We start from the raw sequence: 20,547 nt of genomic DNA on the forward strand, positions 1-20,547 counted from the left end.
CCTAGAACATATCACTTAAACTCTCTGCATAAACAGTTTCATCTTCATCTTCTTTTTCTCCGAAAACTAGATTAACTACTTCTAATAGATTTCTCTTAAAGTAGCTTTTGTGATGATCTCCTAATATTAGTAGCTGTCTTAAAGTAGATTTTAAAAATTCTTTTTCAGTCATATTTAACTGATATCTTGCTAAATAATAATAGTAATCAAAATTAAAATCCCTTATTCCTCCTGGTCCCGAATTAGATTTTTTTTTACTTCTGTTTTCACTTCAAACTCAGAAATATCAGACAATTCTTCATTTAACAAATCAAGTATTATATTACTTAATACTTCAATAGATTTAATGTTTATTGCCATTTGATTCTTAATTTCTTCTTCAGAGATTTCTTCATCTGCCATGCAACGTATTATTGCAGGAAGTTTTTCTAAATTATTTTTGAATGTAAATTCATGTATAAGTAAAAAAGCATTGCCATAAAATTTGTGCATTTTAATTAATGCATTAAAGTCTAATTTCAACTCTACTTCTTTTTCTTTTATATTAATTTTATAAGTCTTAATTTCATTAACTAGCATAAATTCCTCCTAAAAATAAAGGTAGCCTTTCGGCCACCTATAATTAAGCTGCTTTTGGAGTTGGTATAACAACTTCCTTACCCCATTTAGCATCATGTGCAGTTTTATCAAAATCAGTATCACTTGTTTTAACAAAATGTTTCCAATCTCCATTGTCCAATGGCATAAATATGCCTGAAAGTGATTTTGTCTGATAATCTGTTTTTCCCTCTTTAGTTTTTGCCTTATCTTCAGGAATACTTAATTTACCTTTGAATAATGTTAAATATTCAGTTACTCCACCGCTCAAAGTTTTTTCTACCATTATAGCAATGTAAGGTGCTTCGTCATTTGCATTTTCAATTATTCCTCCATCTGTTGCAATCTTTTTACCTAATAACGCTGCATAATCTTCTGTTTCTATTGAAGTAAAATCAAAAGTTACATCAATCTGCCCGAGAGAACTTTCAGAATCCCATAATTGATTTTCTGCATAAATAGTTCCTTGTTCTTCCTTTGCATTTATGCTTATTTCTCTTAATCCTTGCAGATATTTTACTGCATCATATGTTGGATTTGCCCCAACCGTAGCTGGATCATGATAAATAGCATAATAAGCTTTATTTACACCTGTAGTTATCTTTTTTCCCATTCTTTATTCCTCACTTTCACATTCATAATTGTATCTAAGGATATAATGAAAGAGTTTAGTGGACTCTTCAAAATTACTTCCACCAAACTCTTTGCTAATATCCTCATATTCACTTAAGACTTCTTTAATTGTATCTTTTATTTTTGTATAGGAACCTTTAGTATATATATCTATTTGCAGTCTATATGTTGTTGAAATTTCCTTATTTTCTGCATAAAATGAACCATCTTCATCTAGAAATTCATATTCAATGTAAGGAGCTAAAGTATTATCTGGGGCATGTAATAGATATATCTTTGGATTATTATCAGAATCTAATCCTACTAATTCAGTTATTCTTGGATCTAATAATATTTCTCTAATCATCTTCTCCATTACTCAAGTACACCCCTTTCAATTACTTCAACTACTTCATCAGCAACTCTATCTACTGCTTTGCTAAAGAATCCTATATGTTTCTTGTTCGTGCTTGAACCGAATTCATTTTCAATATCTTGTGGTGTATCGCCTTTAATTTCAAAGCCTAAATTCCCATCAAATCTCTTTATTGTACCTTTCCAACTTTTCTTCATTGCTCCTGTTCTTTCATAAGAATTATCTTGTATAGACTTTTGGACGATTTCACAACCACCTTTTAATGCTACCCTCTTCTTTTTATCAGAAATATTCATATCATCTAGTCCCTCAAATACACTTTCAAAACCAACTATTTCAATTGCCATTTTGAACCTTCTGCAGCTTTGCCTTAATCTTAAGTTCTTTATTTAAATATTTAATATTATCTGGCGGCTCAATAATTTCATATCTCTGACCTTTAAAAAGGATATAGCATTCTTCATCAATATTTCTAAAGTACCTGGTATGAAATACTACAATAGTTTCAGATATATTTTGCTTTACCGCTTCTTTCTCTTTACCATAAAGGTTGTTTACTGCAGCGTATACTTTAAGAAATGTATCATATTTCTGATTATCAGTTGGAAAACCTTCATCATCAAGAACATTTTTAAGTCTTTGAAATTCAATTTTATGTTTTAAGTCTCCAGTTTTCACTAATCATCACCTCGAAATCTTAACTGCATACCTAATGATCTAACGCTGAATCTAACTTTTTCACTAATATTTGATGTATATTCACTATTATCATACCAATCTGATATTAACATCTTAGCAAGAAGTTTAGCTTTCTTTAGACTATTGGGACCCATTTCCTTAATTGGTCTAAAACTATCGTCAATATATATTTCAGCATTATCTATTAATAGTTGCACATCACTGTCAACTTTCTCGTCTACATAATCTGCTTCATAGCCAAGGTGCATTTTTGCTTCTTTTAATGTTAGTAACAAATTATCACCCCTTAAAATAAAAGAAGGGTATTAATTACCCTTCTTTATATTATTACATTTTTGAGTAAATTACTTTTACTGCCTTGTTGTCCCAAATTCTTACGTCTTGTCTTATTATTCCTCTCATTATAAGACTGTTATTTACAAATCCTGCTTCCTTTGATGAAGCAATACTCATTTGCTTTCTATCCCATAAAATTAATCCTTGCTTTAAATCCCCAACAATGAATGGTACTAATGGATTTGCTACATCTGTATTGTCGTTAGGTATTGTTTCATCATCATATACTACTACTTGTTTCCCTTTGAATTTATATGGGAATTCTTCTGTTCCATCTCCAGTTAAATATGGTCTTCCATTTTTATCAACCATACTATCAAGAATATCTAGTCCGCTTTGATTTGTAACTATCTTAGCAACCTTAGATATTGTAATTGGGAAGTCCTTATTTAATACCTTTTTCAATTTATCAAACGATAGTACTTCAGCAAGGACCTCTTTTTCAAAGACTCTGTCTGTTTCTTGCATATCGGCCTTTGATTTGGCTGTACCTATTATTCCTTGACTTCCTTTGCTTCCATTGTCAAATAAAATCATTTGATTATCTGTAGCATATGCCTTTTGAACAAACCATTGTGCTAAATAATCTTCAAGACCACCTGTTTCATCTTCAATCAAGCTGTTTGGTATTGGTAATAATCCTCCTAAATCTCTAATTTTGTAAGAAACTTGATCCCAGTTTGGTGAAGATATATCTGGTAATTGTTTTAGTTCTTGAACATCAATAAATGGATTTCTTGAAGCATTTTTTTCAATTACTCTAGAACCTTCTTTTGTAGTTACAGAAACTACAGTTACTAAACTTCTCAAACTTACATGTTCCCTAGAGAGTAAATTTATCTTTGTTACAATATCCTTTGGTATTAAATACCCACCATCTGCATCTACATTGCTTGATAAAACAGATATCTCTTCAGCATTTAAAACTTTTTTTGCTATAGCTTTTGCAAATGCTTTTACATGAAGTGCATTTTTATCTCTTGGACTTTCTTGATTTTGATTTGTTGGTGGAATTTCTTGATTTGTAATTTCAATACCATTAGCATCAAAAACTTTATCATCATCTATTGCCTTTTGTGCCTCAATTTTTGCTTTTAATGTTTGGATTTCATCTGTAGAAGCCTTAATTTCATCTGCCTTTACATCTGCCTTATTCATTATTTGTTTAGCTCTGTCCTGCGCATTTCTTAGCTGTTCAAAAAGTTCTCTTAATTCCTTACTCATTTCTTTTTCCTCACTTTCACATTTTGAATATAAAAAAAGCTCTAAAGTTCACACTCTAAAGCTAGTTTTGCTTTTAATATTTCCATATTTTTTTTGTTATTCATCTCTGAATCACTATCTTTCATTTTTCCTTTTAAGCAATCTTCATTTCCACATGTGCTGCACATGCAGCTATCTGAACCTACTTGGCAACAATTATTTTCAGCCATTGTACATATGTTGCATCTACACCCATTTGAACCTGGTTTACTACACTTACTTACATTATTACATTCAGAACATACACAACACTTTGCTCCTGAAGATTGACAATTATCACTGTGATTACAGTTATTACAGTTACATTCACTATTCATGTTTTTGATTTTATTTAACTTATTTATATTATCTACTTCAAGTAAGTGTTTCAATGCCTCATTTGCTGAATTTTGAATTGAATTTCTATTAAAGGATATGTTCATTACATTATTAATGTTTTCACCCTCTTGATAAAGAATTCCATCAGCAAAACAATTTTCTACAGCTGTATTAGCATCCATATATGATTCTTTATCCATCATTTCTGACACTTTTTTTCTATCCATCTTTGTCTTACTGCAATATGCATTTAATATTGATTCTTTTACAGTATCAAGTACATCAGCCTGTTTTCTCATATCACTTGCATATCCTTGTACTGATGATAATGGATTATGGATCATCATAATTGCTACAGGTGACATTAGAATTTCATCACCTGCCATTGCAATAACACTTGCTGCTGACATAGCTTTTCCATCAATTTTTACTGTTATTTTTCCATCATGTTCTTTTAATGCATTATATATCCCTGCTGCCGCAAATACATCTCCACCATAACTATCAATCCAAACTGTTATACATTTACCTTTACATTTTCTTAATTCATCTTTAAAAATGTTTGGTGATGTTGCATTAATACCAAGCCATTCATATATCCAAGTGTCGTCATCACTTATAATATCTCCCTCAATTCTTAATTCAATGTTTTCATCTTCTGTCCCTTGATTTTTTACGAACCTCCAAAACTTAGCCATTATTACCACCTCCTTTCTCGTATTGTTTTCCTGCCATCTCAACCGGAATATAATTACCATTCATATACAATCTGTCGCCTCCTTCTTTTGGTGGATCCTCTTCTAAACTTCTAACCTCATTAGGTGTTTTTATTCCATTTTGAATTGCTATTGCATATGATTCATATCTTGTCTTTGTGTCTCCCCTAAGCAATACATCAACATTAAACTTCGTATAAATACCTTTAATAATTTCACTATTAAGAAAGCATTTATATAAAATTTCCTGTTCATACGTTGTTAGAATGGCCATAAGTGTATCAGAATAGAATTCTCTATTTGCTTCGGATGTAGATGCATATGAAGTTTTAATCAACTCATTTATTTGGTGCATTTTAATGCCATAAGCTGCTGCTAATTGCTGAGCTGAAAGCTTCGTATTCTCTAAGAACTGAGCATCAGTTAACTTTAATGCTAATGGTTGGTATTGGTACCCAATTGGCAATAAACTGATTCTATTGGCATTTTTTAATCCTGAACTCATTTGTTCAAACTTTTCTTTAAATGTTTGTTCTGCGGCCGGACTTAAATCACCAACATAGTTAATTATCCCTGCTGTCTGCATACCATTTTTATAACTATTATTTAAAAACTGCCCTGCAGCTGCACTATTTTCTATATTCCTCTTTAGCATAGAAATAGGGCTTAATCCTACTAATCCATTAGTACTAAGCCCTTTGAAATGAAGTACGTCTGTACTTTTCAATTTATATTGATTACCTAGATTATCGGTATAGATATACCACATACTATTTTTTGAACTTAAAAGTCCGACATCATCAATCCATACTTTTACTTGTTCAGGATTCAAAGGATAAAACCCTTGTATTCTCCCTGCATTTTTACCTGTTCGTATAAAATCAATCCATGCATAAGAGTTTCCATGTATATTTCTAAGGACCTCCATACACTTCCAAAAATCACTTGCGCTCATATATGGATTAGGTCTTAACTTAAATAGTTGGTATAAGTAGTGGTCACTAGCCTTTCTTACTCCTTCATTATCTTGATAAATTTTTAAAGGTAACTTTCCTATAGCTTCACTTAGTATCTTTATGCAGGTATAGACAATCACCTCTTTTAATGCATTTTTACCACTCAATAATAAACTATTTTCTGATATTCCTAGAAAATTAATTAATTCATTAAAACTTTGAGACCAATTTGCACTCTCTTCTGAAGCTTCTTGATTTTTTATAGAGTTTCTAAATATCATTTATTTCACCCCCTTTCCGGAGGATTCTTCGCAAAATAAATTCCAAGAAGTACTAAGGTAATTCCTAAACAATATCGCCCTGCTATCTTAGATATAATAAAAGTGGTCCATATTATTATAATTAGACCACTAAATATGAGGATATCCTCAATATATTTAATTATGTTAACTAATTTCTTTGATTTATTAATGACTTTTTTTAATATTGCCTGTAACTTAATTATATTTTGCTCAATGAATCTCATTTTTTATTTCCTCCTACCCCCATAACTTATCAAGGAATTCATCTGTAGCATATTTATTTATGTCTAGTGCTGTGTTTTTATCCATCATCATTACTTTCCAACAATCAATAATCGCATCAACTGGATCTATACGCTTAACATTACTATTTTTATCAATCTTACATTCTCCAAAACTATTATAAGTTAACTTTGCATTTGCAATGCTCCAAGTCATTAATCCATTAAGCCTATCATATATAATGTTTTTAGCCTTAACAGTAAGCTTGAAATCCTCCGTTGCACTGCTTAAACTTCTTGCTGATTGTACAATCTCAATCAGATCACACCCTAATCCTTCTAAATCGCTTAAAAAAGCTGCAGAATTATATGGATCATAAGCTATGAATTTATATTTTAAATTATACTTGTCCCTAATTTGTTCTAAATATCTTATTATATATTTGTAATCTGTCTTTATTCCAGCCATATTTTCTGTCAAAATTATTAAGCCTTGCTTTTCCCATATATCGTATGGTGCCTTATCAGTTGCAATATGCTCATATAATCTATTTTTAGGCATGAAGCTTTGTGTGTGTACAAAATATTTTTCATTAGGTAATTTAAATATTAATGATAATGATGTTAGATCTCCACCACTTGATAAATCAAGTCCTACACCACATTCTTTACCTTCCATATCTTCAAGTGTTGTTTCAGACGAACATTCTTTCCATTCTTCAATATCAATGTAGTCATCATCACCCATTTGTACCCACATGTTCAGTGATTTTGTCATAAAGTTTCTTAATTCTTCACCTTGCATTTCCTTTGCTTTAATTGCATCAGATCTTAAACTTAATAAAGTTTCGGGAGTCCACAAAGGATTTGCCTTTGGCCAATTATTTTCATCCCAAATATCGTCTCCCTTATCTAAATTACATATGAATATAAATTGAGTTTCATCTTTTATTATTCCTCGTATTACATTTATGCAATAATCTTCTAGCTCCTTACAAGGACAATTTATATCAAATCCAGCAGTTGTTATTACACTTATCAGACATTCTTTTAATTTCTTAGTACCATCTACAAGCAATTTATACATTTGATTTGTCTTGTGTTTGTGAAACTCATCAACCGAACCAAAATATGGCCTAAATCCGTCTATGCTTTCAGTATCTCTACCAAGTGCTTTTATTACCCCTTTTGTCAAGTTGCATTCTATTTCTGATTTATAATCCTTAACAGTAAAAAGCCCTTTTTGAGTTTTTGTTCCTGAAAGTTCCGTATCTGCATTTATAAATTTTATACACTCTTTTAATACTATTCTTGCTTGTAATTCCTTTGTTGCTGTGGTGTAAACTTGTGGGTACTGATATCCTGAAAAATTACCATAGTAGAGAGCCGGAACTGCATTTCCTACAGATTTTCCATTTTGTCTCCCAACTTTTACGTAACTAGTTCTAAATCTTCTATATCCAGTATCCTTATGGATCCATCCATTCCATGAGCCAAAAATAAAACATTGAAATGGATATAATATCATTTGACTTGGTTCTTCACCTTCAGCAAGTGTTAATGTTTCAGCAAAATATATTATGTCATTTGCTTTATCTTCATCCCATATATAAGGAAAATCTTCTGTCCCTTGCCTCTCTAAATCATTTAAATGTCTTTTGCAACATAATATTTCATCCTCACCTGCAATTATGGGTGTTGATAAAGTGCTTCCTGCAACTACATCCATTGCAAATTGCGTTGCTCTATCCACTTCTACCACTCCAATTACTCCACTTGCTTTTAGGCTGCTCATCTTTTATTTGTTGCTTTGGAACATTCTTAATTTTGGCTAATGGATTTAAGAATAATCTATCTTCCATTTTTATTAGCATATCCATTTTTTTATTGATTGCATTTTCAAGTTGCAAATCTGTATTTATTGACAATAAAGTTTGTAACGCCTCTTGAAAATCCTCTGGAAATTGTCCCTCATACTTTGACCAGTCGCAATTTACTGAATTTAATTTATTACGTGTATCACATAAATTTAAATATTCACTATGTGTCATGCAATACCTTGCTAATAATCCAACATCTCCACTTGATACAAAATCAATATCCTTATAAATTTTAATAATTTCCTTCCATTTTTTATATGCAAGAACATCATTTTTAACATAACTAGGACAAATTAATTTTTTTTCACCAACTTTAATTTCATTCTTTTTTCTTTCCTCTATTTCGGCTTTGGTCAAGTGTTTCTTGCCATCAGCCACTAATATTTCAATAGGTTTTGCATTTCTACCCAAGACCATCACCTCCAAATAAATTTTATAAAGGGAGTTTTTGCGTGAAAAAAGGCCTTACGCACTTCCCAAGGAAATGCACTAAAACTTTTTTATACCCCCTGGGTATCTTTTATTAATTTTATTAATTTATTTTGCATATTTTCTTTAGTTAATTTATTTATTTTATATTCTCTATGTACCTTCTGGTGGCAACTCTCACACAAACATATAAGATTAAGGAGAACATATGCCTTTGATATGTCCTCCTTTACCTCAACTATGTGATGAACTGTATCTTTATATCTTAATCTTCCTTCGCTTAAACATAATATACATAATCCATTATCACGATTTGATATTATCCTTACGGTTATCTTCCACTTCTTAGAATTATATATAGATTGAATATCCTCATCTTGTCTTGCGTTCTTATATTCCTTATTCTTAATTTTGTTTCTTGCTGTTTGCTTAACTTCGCAATCACTACATAATCTCTGAGTATATTCAATAAGCTTTCCACATTTACAAAACTTCATATTTGCCATTATATTTTTACTCTCTTATCTTTCTTATATCAATGGATCTATCCTCTTTCATTAAATGTACTGAGCAATTATATCTACATCTCCCAATATCTCTCTTGCTATTAACATTTCCTAAAAAGTGTTTGCATACTTTATTTTTCTTTGTAATTGGCTCGTACCAATCACACTCATTTCTATCCACCTTTCTCACTCCTTTTATATCTAATGATGTATAGTCCATTACATAATAAAAAGCACCCACAATCGTGGATGCTTTATTTGACTTACTAAAGATACTTTGTATGGTTGACGGTGTAAGTCCCATAACCAAATAGTCTTGTAGTAACCTCTGCTAAAAAAGTTTAATTCCTACTACCATATTAATTCTTATATAATGTACCGTCAATGACACATTAGTGACAAGCTTGTCAAGTCTATACTAGAAACTTAATCCCATCTATGCCAAAGAATAATACGCTTAATTCTTCAATTGCTTTTGACTTATCTCTCCATATAGTTCTATCATTTACTCCAAGCTCTTCTGCTATGTCTAACACCTTTTTCTTTTCAAAATAATACTTATATATTACATTGTATCTTCTCTCATAGTTACTATCATTCTTTGATTTAAATTTATAGAACTCTAGAGCCTCTTCTATATGTTTTACAATTATTCTTGATCTTGTCCTAGTTCTTTTAATTGCATTAATATATATACCTTCATATTCTGATTCATCCTCTAGAGCTTCATTTTCTATTTCTAAAAACAATGTATCTGGATCTTCCTCTTCAAGTTTTTTCTCATCTTCAATAGCTTGTTCTATATGAGTTATTAAGTTGTTGTAGTTCCTTAGTAGTAAATCAGTATTCCTTAACCTTCTATCCCTCTTCTTTGATGCTATTTCTTTTTGCTGCCTATTTGTTTCAGTTAATACCTTTTTAACAACACTTATTAATTCCTCTTCATCTATTTTAATACTATTTACTTTACTCACTTTAGTTACCTCCTATCTTTTCCTGCTGCTTTACACCACGAGAAAACCATAAATATATAAACTCCTATAGCTATATATTTCAATTTTACTTCACCTTCTTTTGAATTATTTAATTCCTTTACTGCGATTGGTGTCTTATTCTATTAAGTTTGTATTTTAAACTTGATTTTTCTATTTTATCTTTTACTTGTTCTATGTTATTTGCGCATTTATTGCAACAATATGAAGTAAATAATGGATATTCATTACTAGCTCTACAAGCCTTAAAGTCTAAAATTTCAAATCCATCTTCTTTTTTAAATTCTTTGTTACAAAATCTACACTCTTTCCAAAACCACCTTGGATGAATTAACTTTACTATTGGATAAGTTTCTCTCTTTTTTTCTCTTTGCACTAAAATTACACTCCTTCATCAAAATTTCATATTTGTTCCTTTTGATTTATTAGATTTAAAGCTCTTTCCCTATTTTCTTTTCTGCTGCCTAACCATGAATCACATTCTTCTGGGAGTTCAATATTTTCAAGATATTTTCCTATAGCTTTTATTGTTTTAACCTCATTCATTAATCCTGTAGCCCCAAGGAGTGTATTTTTTATTTCATATAAACTTGGTAGATTTAAAGTTCCATGATTATTTGCTACCTCTTCTGGCTTTTCAAATCCACTCTCCATAAATACCTCCCAAACTCTCTCATACCACGCTTCAATTTGTGATTCTGCTGATTTATCAATTCTTCTTGCTATCTCCCAACCTATACTTTTAGCCTGCGCACTTAATTTTATGTTCGAACCAGTTATAATTCTATCTCTTAGATCTCTTTGAATCCTATTTTCTTCGTATCCTCTATAAATCAAACTTAGTATAAAGTCTACGTTCATTTTAGAAGGATTTATATTTAACTTAGGTGATTTTATAACTCTCCATCCGTTATCATTTCTAGTAATTAATCCAATTTCATTTGGTACCTCTTCTTTTTTAATAACACCTTTTGGACATGCTATATACATTCTATTGCAGCACTCTAAATATTTTTGAAACTTATTGTCTGATAACCACACTCCCCTAGTTAATTTAACTTCATAAAGCCTTATATCCTTTGTTGCATATCTATGAGGTGTCATGGCAATTAAATCTGCTCTTGAACTATTCATTCCTGGTATTTGTATTTCCGTAAATGTAAGCATTCCACTATTTCTCATATATTCTGCTAGATCTTCCTGAAGCTCTCTTTCACTTTTAAATTCAGATACTTTTTTCATTTAATCACTTCCTTCGTCTTATCTTTGCATTACGCAGTAATTCTTCCTAAAAACATTCCTACCGCAATTCCAATGATGAATAGTATAGTACCAATCCTAAGAGCTATTTCTTCATCTATAAACTTTTGTTTCATATACCCTCCTTATGACTGAATATTTTCAAATTCCGAACTAACCAACCTCTCTATACTTTCCATTACCTTCGCATAGCTCTGGAAGATTTGCTCCAGTTAATACTTCTGCAAAAACTGGGGGTACTGAGTTTCCACATCGTGCAACTTGTTTAGTTTTGGGATATATCTTTCCTTTATAATCTTTAGATATGATATAGTTCTTAGGAAATCCTTGTGCTGTAAATAGCTCACGTGGTTCAAGCATCCTCATGCCTATATCAATAATTTGATAATCTTGACCATAAATTGTTACTAGCCCAAATCTATCCTTACTTACTATAGTATCTAATGGTTCTTTAATATCTTGTCCCACTCCTTGACCATAGTATTTTATTAAGAATGCTCTTACTTCTCCAATATGACCTGGTCCAGCAACTATTGTATTAACTGGTTCATTCATGTCTGTACCAATCATATTTTTATTCATTTGAATAATAAAAGCACTTACGAGCCCATACCTAGGTGAACTATCTAATGTCATAATTGGTTCATCTATACTTTGACCTCTGACTCCATTTTTAGTCGTTTCAGTATGGTATTGAATTAATGTAGGAGTTATTAAACAATGTTCTTGCTTACTGACTATAGTGGTTAATGGTTCATGTATGGACTTATTTCTGTCCTCTGTAAACCCCGTTTGCCCTATTTGCATTATAAAAGGTTCTGGATTATCTATAACAAACTTCTGTATGCCCTTAGCTATTCGTTTCATAGTATTTTCTGCAAGTGGCTTTTTTCTGCCAAATATACTTTTACAAGGGATATCCCAATCTATTATTTCAGCTGCTGATACATAAGGTTTTAGTAACCCTTCTTTTACTTCATTACTATTTCTATCCCCATGTGTTACCTTCGGCCACACTATAGGTTTTCCATCACATCTGGCCACCATGAAGAATCTTTTTCTTTTAGTTGGTGCTCCATAATCAGCTGCAATTAATTCTCTTGTCTCTATATCATAGCCTAATGCTTCTAACTGGCTTTTCCACTTCCTATAAGTTTGACCTTTCTTGCTTTTTATTGGTCTCCTTCTTCTATTCAACGGCCCCCATGTTTGAAATTCTTCTACATTCTCCAACATGATAACCCTAGGTCTTACAAGAGCAGCCCATTTTAAAACTATCCATGCAAGTCCTCTAATTTTTTTATCACGTGGTTTTCCACCCTTTGCTTTAGAGAAATGTTTACAATCTGGACTAAACCATGCCAATCCAACTTTTCTCCCACGTACGGCTTTAACTGGATCTACTGCCCATACATTCTCGCAATAGTGCTCTGTGTTAGGATGATTGGCTTTGTGCATTGCTATTGCATCTATATCGTGATTTATAGCTATTTCAACTGAATGACCTATAGCTAACTCTATTCCTGTACTGGCACCGCCTCCACCTGCGAAGTTATCAACTATTATTTCATCTAAAACACTTATTTGTTTCACTTTATCACCTGACTTTACCTAGTAATATTTTCATGTTACCAATCATCTTATACATTTAAGTTTTTTCCTATCTGCTTTTGCATAACTATTTGAAATTATAAAATTGTCACATTCAAATTTTATGTTTTTACTTTTGTTCTCCTTAAGATCATAGTAATAACAATCATCGCAATTAAAACAAGCTGTCTTTTGTTCTTCAACAAATGGATTATCAACATTATTAATGCATTTATTACATTTACATTTATTGCAGACTATCATCTTTACCCTCTAAATTTCTATTACTTGTAAATAATCTAGTAAATAATATTCATTAAAAAATATTTCTTCCATTTCCTCTACAGGGATAAAATTAAAACCTACTTTTCCTTTATTCTCTTGCCATAGATTCCAATAATCAATTACTGTTTCACCTGGTATATAATATTTTTTGTCAATTTTCTTTAGATGGCATAATATAAATGTTGTTTCATTTACTAATATTGCATCTTTCATATATTGAATTTGATGTGGTTCAATATTAGCTAGTGGAAGTCCTTTGTGTTCAAGCGTTTCCTTACAATCAAAACTTATTGGTATTCCACCTCTTATCGTTCCTCTAAAATCTAGAGTGCTCTTTCCTTCTGGATATGCATCTATAATCTCTTTTCCTCTTCTTACAATATTCCATTGTGTACTAATCTTTTGAATTAATGCTTGTCCTGAATCTTTGTAAAATAAATTTGCTTTAATAACTTCTTTTTCAAAATCCTTACCCTTGTTGGCCATCTTTTTATTCTTTACTGGTATCAATCCTCTTTTTACCACTTGTAATTCCCCTTCCTTTCACCTTTTAATTTCTTTTTAATCCTGCTATTATTTTCAATACTGAAACTTCTTGCTTGTGCTTTTCCAATTTCAATTTTCTCTTTCTTTTCAGCTATTCTTTTTCTTGCATAGCTCATAAATCTATCTTTGTTTGAACTCCCCTTAATCACCTCTTTAATGCTTTGTCCCCAAAATTACATATCCTTCAGGAACATATTGTTTCTCATCCTCTTCTCTACCCAAAATATAAGTTATATTTACTTTATGAATCTTATTGAGGTATTCTCCATTTTCATATTTTTCTAATATCAATGTATCTCCAACTTTAAAATTCCTATCATCTTTTCTTACCTCAAAAGGCTTTTCCCCTTTTTCAGCAGCATCAAAATACTTTGGTAGTGTTTTTAACATATGGACCATATTCTCACCTTCTCCCTAATCTCTTAAGCTTTATATGGAGCTTTTGTCTATTCCTAACTCGCTTATTAAACTTAATTCTTGCAGCTACCCTTCTATTAACCCTTGTCCAATAATCAAACATAATATCACTCCTAAACTCTTTTAAATTTTTTGGAATCATTCATGCATTGATTGAATATTCCTCTAGAACTTATATGAATGTAATCCATGACCTTCATTTTTCCTCTAATGTATTCTTTTAGATCACTCTTTGTTTTCTTCTCATTTTCTGCTAAAGTTATTTTGTCTATATTCACCCTAATCTCATTTAATCTGTCATACATTGAGAGTGAAATCTTACTTAGTTCAAATGCTCCTGCTCCATCTTCTGAAGCTAAGTTTTTATACTGCTCAATTATTTTATTGCAAAGTTTAATATCCTTTGTTATATCCATCCATTCACCTCTCATTAATTTCTTAATTTTCTAAGTTTTATATATAAGTAACTTCCTGCAGTAATATCATTTATTGTGGCTTTACAATCACTAAGGATGTATCCAGGATATAAGTTTTCAAATGTTGCTCTATCCTCTGGACACCTCGCCATATCTTCAGCTTTTCTTTTTGAAAACTTAAAATCATTTACTTTAATAACTGGCTGTTTTAAATTCTTTGATTGAGTCCACCTTTTAGAACCTTTAGGATCTTTAGTAATATATCTGGCCAATGCTTCATATCCAAATTCATCACTTTTCAATCTATCTGCATTTGCTCTTCCTTTTCCCCAAAGCCCTTCTACTTTATCTCGGTCCATATCATTTATTACAATATGATGATGGAGCCTAATTTTTTTATCCTTATCTTCACTTTCTCTGAATTCAATTACTGCAATATATTTTAAATCCGTTAATCCATTTTTCTTCCTATAGTGTTTTAATCTTCTTAAAAAATTTGATACATCTTTTCTTGCCTCTTCTTCAGATTGTGGAAGTGTATCATCTGTATAAGTAAGATGAACTGCTAAATCTCTATCTGTAAAATTTGTATTTAGTAATCTTATTAAGTGTTTCTTGGCATTTTTATCATTTAAGTTTTTTTGCTTTGGTTTAGATTCTTTTTCTTTCTTTTTCCTTTTCTGTTTTCTCTCTTTAAAACTTATAGGATAAATCTCTACCTCTAACATTTTTCCAGAGTAAATTCTTTTCTCTCTATATGGCACCTTTCTCCCCTCCAAATATTTTTAAGTAATCTTTTTTATGATTTAGTGGAGGATCTCTCCCTCTATTAATTTTTAATTTTATCTCTTACCTATAGATATTTAATACTAAGTTTTAACTACTCTTTTTAAATCTTAATTATTTTATAGTAATTTTTACTTATTACTACTTTTTATCTCTATAGTTGATAAGATAATACCTATTACGAGGCTCTTAAAAGCCTTAAATTTGGCATTTTTATTGACTTAGTGCCACTCCTTATGGTAAAATATGCATAAAGAAGGCTTTAAAAGTCTTAGGGTTTAAACACATTACTAAACGGTCGGATGTTAGAGTAATGTGTTTTTTTCATGCTCTTTTTTATTTTTTAAATTTGTACTATATGAACAATGTATCCAGCTTGTACTATCATCAAAGTTTTTACATTTCATACAATGACTCATGCATATAAATCCCTCTGCTTGCGGACAGCTTACCCATGATTTAACGTCTTTAGGTTCTTTGCAGCACACAATGCACTTCTGAGTACTCATTTTGCTGCCTCTTCTAAGTTGTTTAGTTCACTAGCAGTGGTTAATGTCTTACCATCTAGACCATACTTTTTCTTAGCTATTTTAAGTGCTTCATCAATGTTCTTACCTTCTAACATTTGTTTTTCTGCTTCCTTTGCAGCTGCTAAATATAAATTCATTATTTTACCCATTTCATCACTCCTTTTATCTCCTAATTCTTTATCTAATAGTGAGTTAACCTTATCAAAGCTATTTAGCTCTACCAGTACAGGTTTAAGATTTAGTCTTTTGCATAGTGTCATGTATTGTTTCAACGCATTCATTTTCATCCTTCTCACCTCTCCCTATGATTAATGCAAAATCAATAGCAACAGTAATAGCTATAGCAGCTAATAAAAGAATAAGTATGGTTAAGAAAACAAATGCTTTTAATTCAATTAACTCCATACACTTATCCTCCTAACTTAAAAATCTAACTGGATCATATTCTTGCTTAGTTATTATGTTAAGTGGAGTAAAATACATATGGTCTTTAGTTGTATAAAGAAAATTTTCAGGATCCAAACCCGCTTCACTTAATGCTTCTTTCATCTTTAGTGTTAGCCTCTTCCCTCGCTTCATTTACTCATCCCTCTTTTCATATTTATTGATCTCATATCCTCTACTATCTGCTTGTCCATCTCTTGGCTAATCTTAATCATTTCATCATTCGTTAAGTCATCCATGTCATAATACTTAGCTGCGCATTCATTTAATTCTTCTCTAATATTTCTCATAAAAACTCTCCTTAACTTATTAATTGTTATGTTAAGTTGTACATCATATCTAAGTAATTAGTGCATTTTAATGCTAAGTCTCTTTATACAATGCCTTAAAGTTTAACAAACCTATCCAAGAAGGTTTAATGTTATGCTTTCTACAAAATTCAATATAAACATCTAATGTTTTAGGTGACACTCAACTCACTCCTTATATAACTTTTTTTTCTAAAGAAATTTTTTCTAGCCATGCGCTGAGAAGTTCCTTATTGACCATAAATTTTGAATTGATTTTGAAAACTGGAAAACCACTCATAGGATCATTAGCAAGTTCTCTTAACTTGGTTTGTCCAATTCCAGTTAATTCTGCACACTCTCGTATTGTTAATGTTAGTTTTTCTATAGATTTAACTTCTAGTATTGCTTCCTTAACCAATTCTTTGAGTTCTTTTCTATCTAACTTCATGATTACTCACCTCCAAAAATTTCATCTTCTCTAACTCCAAAAGCATTACATATTGCTTGTCTACTTATTTTCCTTGGTTTAGTTTTCCCAGTTTCCCATGACCAATAGGCCTTTTGATTTGTTAGGCATTCTTCAGCCGCTTCATTCTGAGTCCATCCCTTCATAGTTCTAAGTACTTCAATTTTCTTGTTCCATGAAAGTGATTCAAACATGTCTGACATACTTCTCCCCCCTTTTCGTATTATAACGTAATTTACGTTGTCATGCTTAAATAATATATTTTGCCATGATTTATATCAAATCCCATTTTTACGGAATATACCGTAAAAAAAGTTAAATTATAAAACTATCCCACCAAATCTATTATTTTCGTTTACTTTCGTAATATTATTGACTCTTTTACGTAAAATACGTATAATATAACTTGAATTGATTTTTGGTTTATTTTGAAAGGATGTTAAAAATGCAAATTGATAAGAAATTTATAGGAATGAAAATTAAAGAAGCTAGAAAATATAAGGCTCAAAAGTACAATAAAAAATATACTGGTGATAACTTAGCAACTGATCTAAACATATCCAGAGGTTATTTAGGAGATATTGAAAGTGGTAGGACTTATCCAAATTACAAAATTTTGATTAACATCATTAAAATTTGTGAGGTTGATCTAAGCTTTTTTGTGGATTTTAGAGAAATATTAAATCAAATTATCGAGAAGAACTTCTCTAATCTATCTAAGGAAATGATAAATGAGTTATCTGAGTATATATATAATTCACTTTCTTCTTCAGAAAGTTATGAAAATGATATATATGAACTAGATTTAAATGATTGGTTGAATTTATATTTAAAACATTTGTCTACAGATGATTCTTTAAAAATCAATGAACCTTTTGAAAAATATACAACTGAAAAAATAACAGAATTTAAAACACCTCAACAAGCAATTAAATTTATTTTAGAACAACCTGCATTAATGAACTATGGTGGCTATGATATAACAAAAATGAGTGATGAAGATATAATTGATTTCGCAAATGAATTATTAAGACAGTTAGAAATATTAAGCTATAAATATAAAAAATAATCATCTGAGGGGGACTTATATGGATTGGATAGACGAAATAATATTAGGTCTAATTGATAGATACAAAACTAATAACGTATATGATCTATGTAATTGTTTAGGCATAGAAATAATAAAATTAGATTCACGAAACATACTTTTGGCAAATAGTAAAGCTTTCTATTATAGAAATATTGATGATTTAGAAGTTATTTATTTAAGAAATAACTTAATTCATGAGGAAGAAGAGTTCATTTTGAAACATGAGTTAGGTCACGCAATATTACATCCAGAGCTTTCAACACAAATTTATAAAAATCCTTTTAAAAACTTAGGGAAATATGAATTTCAAGCAAACTACTTTGCCTTTAGACTTAGCAATATAGATTTTAATAGTATTGAATTTGAAAATTTAAGTTTAGAACAAATATCTAGATATATTGGAATTCCTTATGATGTACTTGAAAGAATTATTTAAGAAGGGAGTAAGCTATATGATAACTAAACGTATTTTTGAAAATGGTAAAGAAGATTACAGAGTAACCATCTTTACAGATAAAGATGGTTCAGGAAAGCGCATGCGAAAAGATTTTTATGGGGAAAGCAAAGAAGATGCTGAATTAAAAATGAAAGAATACTTAGATAAAATAGGAAAGGAGTAAGTTATATGGCAGTAAAAACAAACTATAAAAAGAATGGAAGTGAGTATTTTAGAACAACTGCTACTATTGGTAAAGATAGTAACGGTAACCCAATAAGAAAAGAGTTTTATGGGAAAAATAAAACTGAAGCAGAAGCAAGAAAAAGAGAATTTCTCGACAACTTAGGAAAAGGACTTAATATTAATTATGAAAAAGCTGTTTTAGGTGATGCTATGAGAACTTGGTTATTTGAAGTTGTTAAACCTTCAGTGAAGCCTGGCACTTTTGAAAGATATGAAGGTATTTTCAGAAACTATATAAAAGATAATCCACTCATAGAACACTCTAAAGATGACTTATCACATAGTCTTGAAACTAGTGAACTATATAATCTTAGAATATACACTACTCAATCGATTTCAATACAAAGATATTATAATAAACTTTTTAAGAAGGGTAAGAGCAGTAGTTCAATTGAAAATTTAAATAAAATACTAAGATCTTTTTTTAATTATGTAGTTGAGGAAGGTTTTATTTTAAAAAATCCTTGTTCTTCTAAGAGAATAACAATCCCAAGAAATTATGAACTTGAAGAAAATGAAGATATTGATAATGAAGATGAAATTTATGTATTTTCAAATGAAGAAATTAAATTACTTGAAAAATCCCTAGATAAAAATAAACTTAAGGCTTTATATCTTTTAGCGCTATCTACAGGATTACGACAAGGAGAATTACTTGGGCTAAAATGGAATGATATAGATCTTGATAAAAAGGAATTAAAAGTTCAAAGAACTATAAAGAAAGTCACTATAATAAATGATGATGATACAAGAGAAGGGAAAATAGTTGTTCAAGTTCCCAAAACTAAGGGATCTCTTAGAACAGTTCCGATTCCCTCTAAGATTATTCCAACACTTGAAAAACATAAAATAAAACAGAATGAAGATAGGCTAAAATTAGGAGAATCTTATCAAAATAATGGCGAATTTGTGTTTGTAACAGATAGTGGTTCTTTCATAGATCCTAGAAACCTCCGTAGAGCCTATAAGAGAGCTTTAAAACGTGCAGGTGTTATTTATCGTAAATTCCACAATTTGCGCCATACATACGCCACAAAGCTTTTTGAAGCAGGTGTACCCCTCCCTACCGTTCAAAAGTTGTTAGGACACTCTGATATTTCTATAACAGCTAATATTTACACTCATGTTATGAAAGAACAAAAAATTGATGCTGCTGATAAATTAAATATTTTATTCTCATAATATTTTTTTTACTTTCTCAATGTGGGAAAAGTGTGGGAAAATAAAAAAACTAGGGAAAATAATCCCTAGCAATTGGCTCTATTGGTGCACCTAGAGGGATTTGAACCCCCGACACACGGATTCGAAGTCCGGCACTCTATCCAACTGAGCTATAGATGCATTGTTTTAATTATACTATATAATACTATTCAATACTAGATTATTAGTTTGTTCAAGGTTATTATAATCAAATCTTGTAATGTTTAATGAGTAAAATAAAAGCCAAGCAAATAATGCTTGGCTTCTTTTGGAGCGGGTGATGAGAATCGAACTCACGTAACTAGCTTGGAAGGCTAGGGCTCTACCATTGAGCTACACCCG

The 20,547-nt window shown here is 30.7% G+C and carries 35 protein-coding genes and 1 tRNA gene; 4 read left to right on the forward strand and 32 right to left on the reverse strand.

Going from position 1 to position 20,547, the window contains the following annotated elements:
* Nucleotide 1: 1 nt before the first annotated feature.
* The 31 genes from L1S47_RS19195 to L1S47_RS19345 form a co-directional block, all read right to left on the reverse strand.
* A complete protein-coding gene (locus tag L1S47_RS19195; RefSeq protein WP_238886416.1) occupies nucleotides 2–172 on the reverse strand; it encodes a hypothetical protein in 171 nt (56 codons plus the stop codon).
* Between the two features lie 50 nt (nucleotides 173–222).
* Entirely contained in the window at nucleotides 223–579 is a 357-nt protein-coding gene (locus L1S47_RS19200; RefSeq protein ID WP_238886418.1) for a hypothetical protein, read from the reverse strand.
* A 43-nt stretch (nucleotides 580–622) separates the two neighbouring features.
* Nucleotides 623–1,210, reverse strand: a complete 588-nt coding sequence (locus L1S47_RS19205; RefSeq protein ID WP_238886421.1) for a major tail protein — start codon at nucleotides 1,208–1,210, stop codon at nucleotides 623–625.
* 3 nt (nucleotides 1,211–1,213) lie between these two features.
* On the reverse strand, nucleotides 1,214–1,585 hold the full coding sequence (locus tag L1S47_RS19210; RefSeq protein ID WP_238886423.1) for a hypothetical protein: 372 nt from the start codon (nucleotides 1,583–1,585) through the stop codon (nucleotides 1,214–1,216).
* Nucleotides 1,585–1,932, reverse strand: coding sequence for an HK97 gp10 family phage protein (locus tag L1S47_RS19215; protein WP_238886425.1), 348 nt, complete (start codon nucleotides 1,930–1,932; stop codon nucleotides 1,585–1,587). The genes L1S47_RS19210 and L1S47_RS19215 overlap by 1 nt, the downstream gene beginning before the upstream one ends.
* A complete protein-coding gene (locus L1S47_RS19220; RefSeq protein WP_238886427.1) occupies nucleotides 1,922–2,263 on the reverse strand; it encodes a phage head closure protein in 342 nt (113 codons plus the stop codon). Before L1S47_RS19220 ends, L1S47_RS19215 begins: the two co-directional genes overlap by 11 nt.
* Nucleotides 2,263–2,559 (reverse strand): head-tail connector protein, encoded by a 297-nt coding sequence (locus L1S47_RS19225; protein ID WP_238886429.1) that lies wholly within the window; start codon nucleotides 2,557–2,559, stop codon nucleotides 2,263–2,265. Before L1S47_RS19225 ends, L1S47_RS19220 begins: the two co-directional genes overlap by 1 nt.
* A 52-nt stretch (nucleotides 2,560–2,611) precedes the next feature.
* Nucleotides 2,612–3,844, reverse strand: coding sequence for a phage major capsid protein (locus tag L1S47_RS19230; RefSeq protein WP_238886431.1), 1,233 nt, complete (start codon nucleotides 3,842–3,844; stop codon nucleotides 2,612–2,614).
* Nucleotides 3,845–3,885: 41 nt separating this feature from the next.
* Entirely contained in the window at nucleotides 3,886–4,899 is a 1,014-nt protein-coding gene (locus L1S47_RS19235; RefSeq protein WP_238886433.1) for a head maturation protease, ClpP-related, read from the reverse strand.
* Nucleotides 4,892–6,154, reverse strand: a complete 1,263-nt coding sequence (locus L1S47_RS19240; RefSeq protein ID WP_238886435.1) for a phage portal protein — start codon at nucleotides 6,152–6,154, stop codon at nucleotides 4,892–4,894. The genes L1S47_RS19235 and L1S47_RS19240 overlap by 8 nt, the downstream gene beginning before the upstream one ends.
* Before the next feature lie 258 nt (nucleotides 6,155–6,412).
* Nucleotides 6,413–8,149, reverse strand: a complete 1,737-nt coding sequence (locus tag L1S47_RS19245; protein ID WP_238886438.1) for a terminase TerL endonuclease subunit — start codon at nucleotides 8,147–8,149, stop codon at nucleotides 6,413–6,415.
* Nucleotides 8,142–8,687 carry a P27 family phage terminase small subunit gene (locus L1S47_RS19250; RefSeq protein WP_238886440.1) on the reverse strand — a complete coding sequence of 182 codons (546 nt, stop codon included), beginning with the start codon at nucleotides 8,685–8,687 and terminating at the stop codon, nucleotides 8,142–8,144. Before L1S47_RS19250 ends, L1S47_RS19245 begins: the two co-directional genes overlap by 8 nt.
* An 89-nt stretch (nucleotides 8,688–8,776) precedes the next feature.
* Nucleotides 8,777–9,202: an HNH endonuclease gene (locus L1S47_RS19255; RefSeq protein ID WP_238886442.1), complete on the reverse strand. Its 426-nt coding sequence runs from the start codon at nucleotides 9,200–9,202 to the stop codon at nucleotides 8,777–8,779.
* A gap of 16 nt (nucleotides 9,203–9,218) precedes the next feature.
* Nucleotides 9,219–9,392 (reverse strand): hypothetical protein, encoded by a 174-nt coding sequence (locus L1S47_RS19260; RefSeq protein ID WP_238886444.1) that lies wholly within the window; start codon nucleotides 9,390–9,392, stop codon nucleotides 9,219–9,221.
* 232 nt (nucleotides 9,393–9,624) lie between these two features.
* On the reverse strand, nucleotides 9,625–10,185 hold the full coding sequence (locus L1S47_RS19265) for a hypothetical protein (RefSeq protein WP_238886446.1): 561 nt from the start codon (nucleotides 10,183–10,185) through the stop codon (nucleotides 9,625–9,627).
* A gap of 118 nt (nucleotides 10,186–10,303) precedes the next feature.
* Nucleotides 10,304–10,579: a hypothetical protein gene (locus L1S47_RS19270; RefSeq protein ID WP_238886448.1), complete on the reverse strand. Its 276-nt coding sequence runs from the start codon at nucleotides 10,577–10,579 to the stop codon at nucleotides 10,304–10,306.
* Between the two features lie 26 nt (nucleotides 10,580–10,605).
* Nucleotides 10,606–11,445: an MmcB family DNA repair protein gene (locus tag L1S47_RS19275; protein ID WP_238886455.1), complete on the reverse strand. Its 840-nt coding sequence runs from the start codon at nucleotides 11,443–11,445 to the stop codon at nucleotides 10,606–10,608.
* Between the two features lie 171 nt (nucleotides 11,446–11,616).
* A complete protein-coding gene (locus L1S47_RS19280) occupies nucleotides 11,617–13,056 on the reverse strand; it encodes a DNA cytosine methyltransferase (RefSeq protein WP_238886462.1) in 1,440 nt (479 codons plus the stop codon).
* A gap of 42 nt (nucleotides 13,057–13,098) precedes the next feature.
* Nucleotides 13,099–13,317, reverse strand: a complete 219-nt coding sequence (locus L1S47_RS19285) for a hypothetical protein (protein ID WP_238886464.1) — start codon at nucleotides 13,315–13,317, stop codon at nucleotides 13,099–13,101.
* 9 nt (nucleotides 13,318–13,326) lie between these two features.
* Nucleotides 13,327–13,863 carry a Holliday junction resolvase RecU gene (locus L1S47_RS19290; RefSeq protein WP_238886471.1) on the reverse strand — a complete coding sequence of 179 codons (537 nt, stop codon included), beginning with the start codon at nucleotides 13,861–13,863 and terminating at the stop codon, nucleotides 13,327–13,329.
* The gene (locus L1S47_RS19295) at nucleotides 13,857–14,000 is read right to left on the reverse strand and encodes a hypothetical protein (protein ID WP_238886474.1); all 144 of its coding nucleotides are present in this window, start codon (nucleotides 13,998–14,000) and stop codon (nucleotides 13,857–13,859) included. Before L1S47_RS19295 ends, L1S47_RS19290 begins: the two co-directional genes overlap by 7 nt.
* A gap of 37 nt (nucleotides 14,001–14,037) precedes the next feature.
* Nucleotides 14,038–14,283, reverse strand: a complete 246-nt coding sequence (locus L1S47_RS19300; RefSeq protein WP_238886481.1) for a DUF3850 domain-containing protein — start codon at nucleotides 14,281–14,283, stop codon at nucleotides 14,038–14,040.
* Nucleotides 14,284–14,414: 131 nt separating this feature from the next.
* The gene (locus L1S47_RS19305) at nucleotides 14,415–14,717 is read right to left on the reverse strand and encodes a hypothetical protein (RefSeq protein WP_238886483.1); all 303 of its coding nucleotides are present in this window, start codon (nucleotides 14,715–14,717) and stop codon (nucleotides 14,415–14,417) included.
* Between the two features lie 14 nt (nucleotides 14,718–14,731).
* Nucleotides 14,732–15,481, reverse strand: coding sequence for a hypothetical protein (locus L1S47_RS19310; protein WP_238886485.1), 750 nt, complete (start codon nucleotides 15,479–15,481; stop codon nucleotides 14,732–14,734).
* Nucleotides 15,482–15,808: 327 nt separating this feature from the next.
* A complete protein-coding gene (locus L1S47_RS19315; RefSeq protein ID WP_238886497.1) occupies nucleotides 15,809–16,012 on the reverse strand; it encodes a hypothetical protein in 204 nt (67 codons plus the stop codon).
* The gene (locus L1S47_RS19320) at nucleotides 16,009–16,314 is read right to left on the reverse strand and encodes a hypothetical protein (RefSeq protein ID WP_238886499.1); all 306 of its coding nucleotides are present in this window, start codon (nucleotides 16,312–16,314) and stop codon (nucleotides 16,009–16,011) included. The genes L1S47_RS19315 and L1S47_RS19320 overlap by 4 nt, the downstream gene beginning before the upstream one ends.
* Nucleotides 16,265–16,438 (reverse strand): hypothetical protein, encoded by a 174-nt coding sequence (locus L1S47_RS19325; RefSeq protein ID WP_238886504.1) that lies wholly within the window; start codon nucleotides 16,436–16,438, stop codon nucleotides 16,265–16,267. Before L1S47_RS19325 ends, L1S47_RS19320 begins: the two co-directional genes overlap by 50 nt.
* Nucleotides 16,439–16,450: 12 nt before the next feature.
* Nucleotides 16,451–16,612, reverse strand: coding sequence for a hypothetical protein (locus tag L1S47_RS19330; protein WP_238886506.1), 162 nt, complete (start codon nucleotides 16,610–16,612; stop codon nucleotides 16,451–16,453).
* Complete coding sequence (locus L1S47_RS19335; protein ID WP_238886508.1) at nucleotides 16,609–16,767, reverse strand: aspartyl-phosphate phosphatase Spo0E family protein; 159 nt, start codon at nucleotides 16,765–16,767, stop codon at nucleotides 16,609–16,611. Before L1S47_RS19335 ends, L1S47_RS19330 begins: the two co-directional genes overlap by 4 nt.
* 193 nt (nucleotides 16,768–16,960) lie before the next feature.
* Nucleotides 16,961–17,215 (reverse strand): excisionase, encoded by a 255-nt coding sequence (locus L1S47_RS19340; RefSeq protein ID WP_238886509.1) that lies wholly within the window; start codon nucleotides 17,213–17,215, stop codon nucleotides 16,961–16,963.
* Nucleotides 17,216–17,217: 2 nt separating this feature from the next.
* A complete protein-coding gene (locus L1S47_RS19345; protein WP_238886511.1) occupies nucleotides 17,218–17,436 on the reverse strand; it encodes a helix-turn-helix transcriptional regulator in 219 nt (72 codons plus the stop codon).
* Nucleotides 17,437–17,678: 242 nt separating this feature from the next.
* Here L1S47_RS19345 and L1S47_RS19350 point away from each other — a divergent pair, with 242 nt between their 5' ends.
* The 4 genes from L1S47_RS19350 to L1S47_RS19365 are packed head-to-tail and all read left to right on the forward strand — an operon-like array spanning nucleotide 17,679 to nucleotide 20,187.
* Nucleotides 17,679–18,302, forward strand: coding sequence for a helix-turn-helix domain-containing protein (locus L1S47_RS19350; protein ID WP_238886513.1), 624 nt, complete (start codon nucleotides 17,679–17,681; stop codon nucleotides 18,300–18,302).
* A 19-nt stretch (nucleotides 18,303–18,321) separates the two neighbouring features.
* Nucleotides 18,322–18,759: an ImmA/IrrE family metallo-endopeptidase gene (locus L1S47_RS19355; RefSeq protein ID WP_238886515.1), complete on the forward strand. Its 438-nt coding sequence runs from the start codon at nucleotides 18,322–18,324 to the stop codon at nucleotides 18,757–18,759.
* A 16-nt stretch (nucleotides 18,760–18,775) separates the two neighbouring features.
* The gene (locus tag L1S47_RS19360) at nucleotides 18,776–18,943 is read left to right on the forward strand and encodes a hypothetical protein (protein ID WP_238886517.1); all 168 of its coding nucleotides are present in this window, start codon (nucleotides 18,776–18,778) and stop codon (nucleotides 18,941–18,943) included.
* Between the two features lie 5 nt (nucleotides 18,944–18,948).
* On the forward strand, nucleotides 18,949–20,187 hold the full coding sequence (locus tag L1S47_RS19365) for a tyrosine-type recombinase/integrase (RefSeq protein WP_238886519.1): 1,239 nt from the start codon (nucleotides 18,949–18,951) through the stop codon (nucleotides 20,185–20,187).
* A gap of 82 nt (nucleotides 20,188–20,269) precedes the next feature.
* On the opposite strand, the gene L1S47_RS19370 is transcribed toward L1S47_RS19365, so the two are convergent.
* Nucleotides 20,270–20,346: transfer RNA gene (locus L1S47_RS19370), tRNA-Arg, on the reverse strand.
* Between the last annotated feature and the right edge of the window lie 201 nt (nucleotides 20,347–20,547).

This window comes from Clostridium sp. YIM B02551, assembly GCF_022324735.1.
GTDB lineage: Bacteria > Bacillota > Clostridia > Clostridiales > Clostridiaceae > Clostridium_T > Clostridium_T paridis.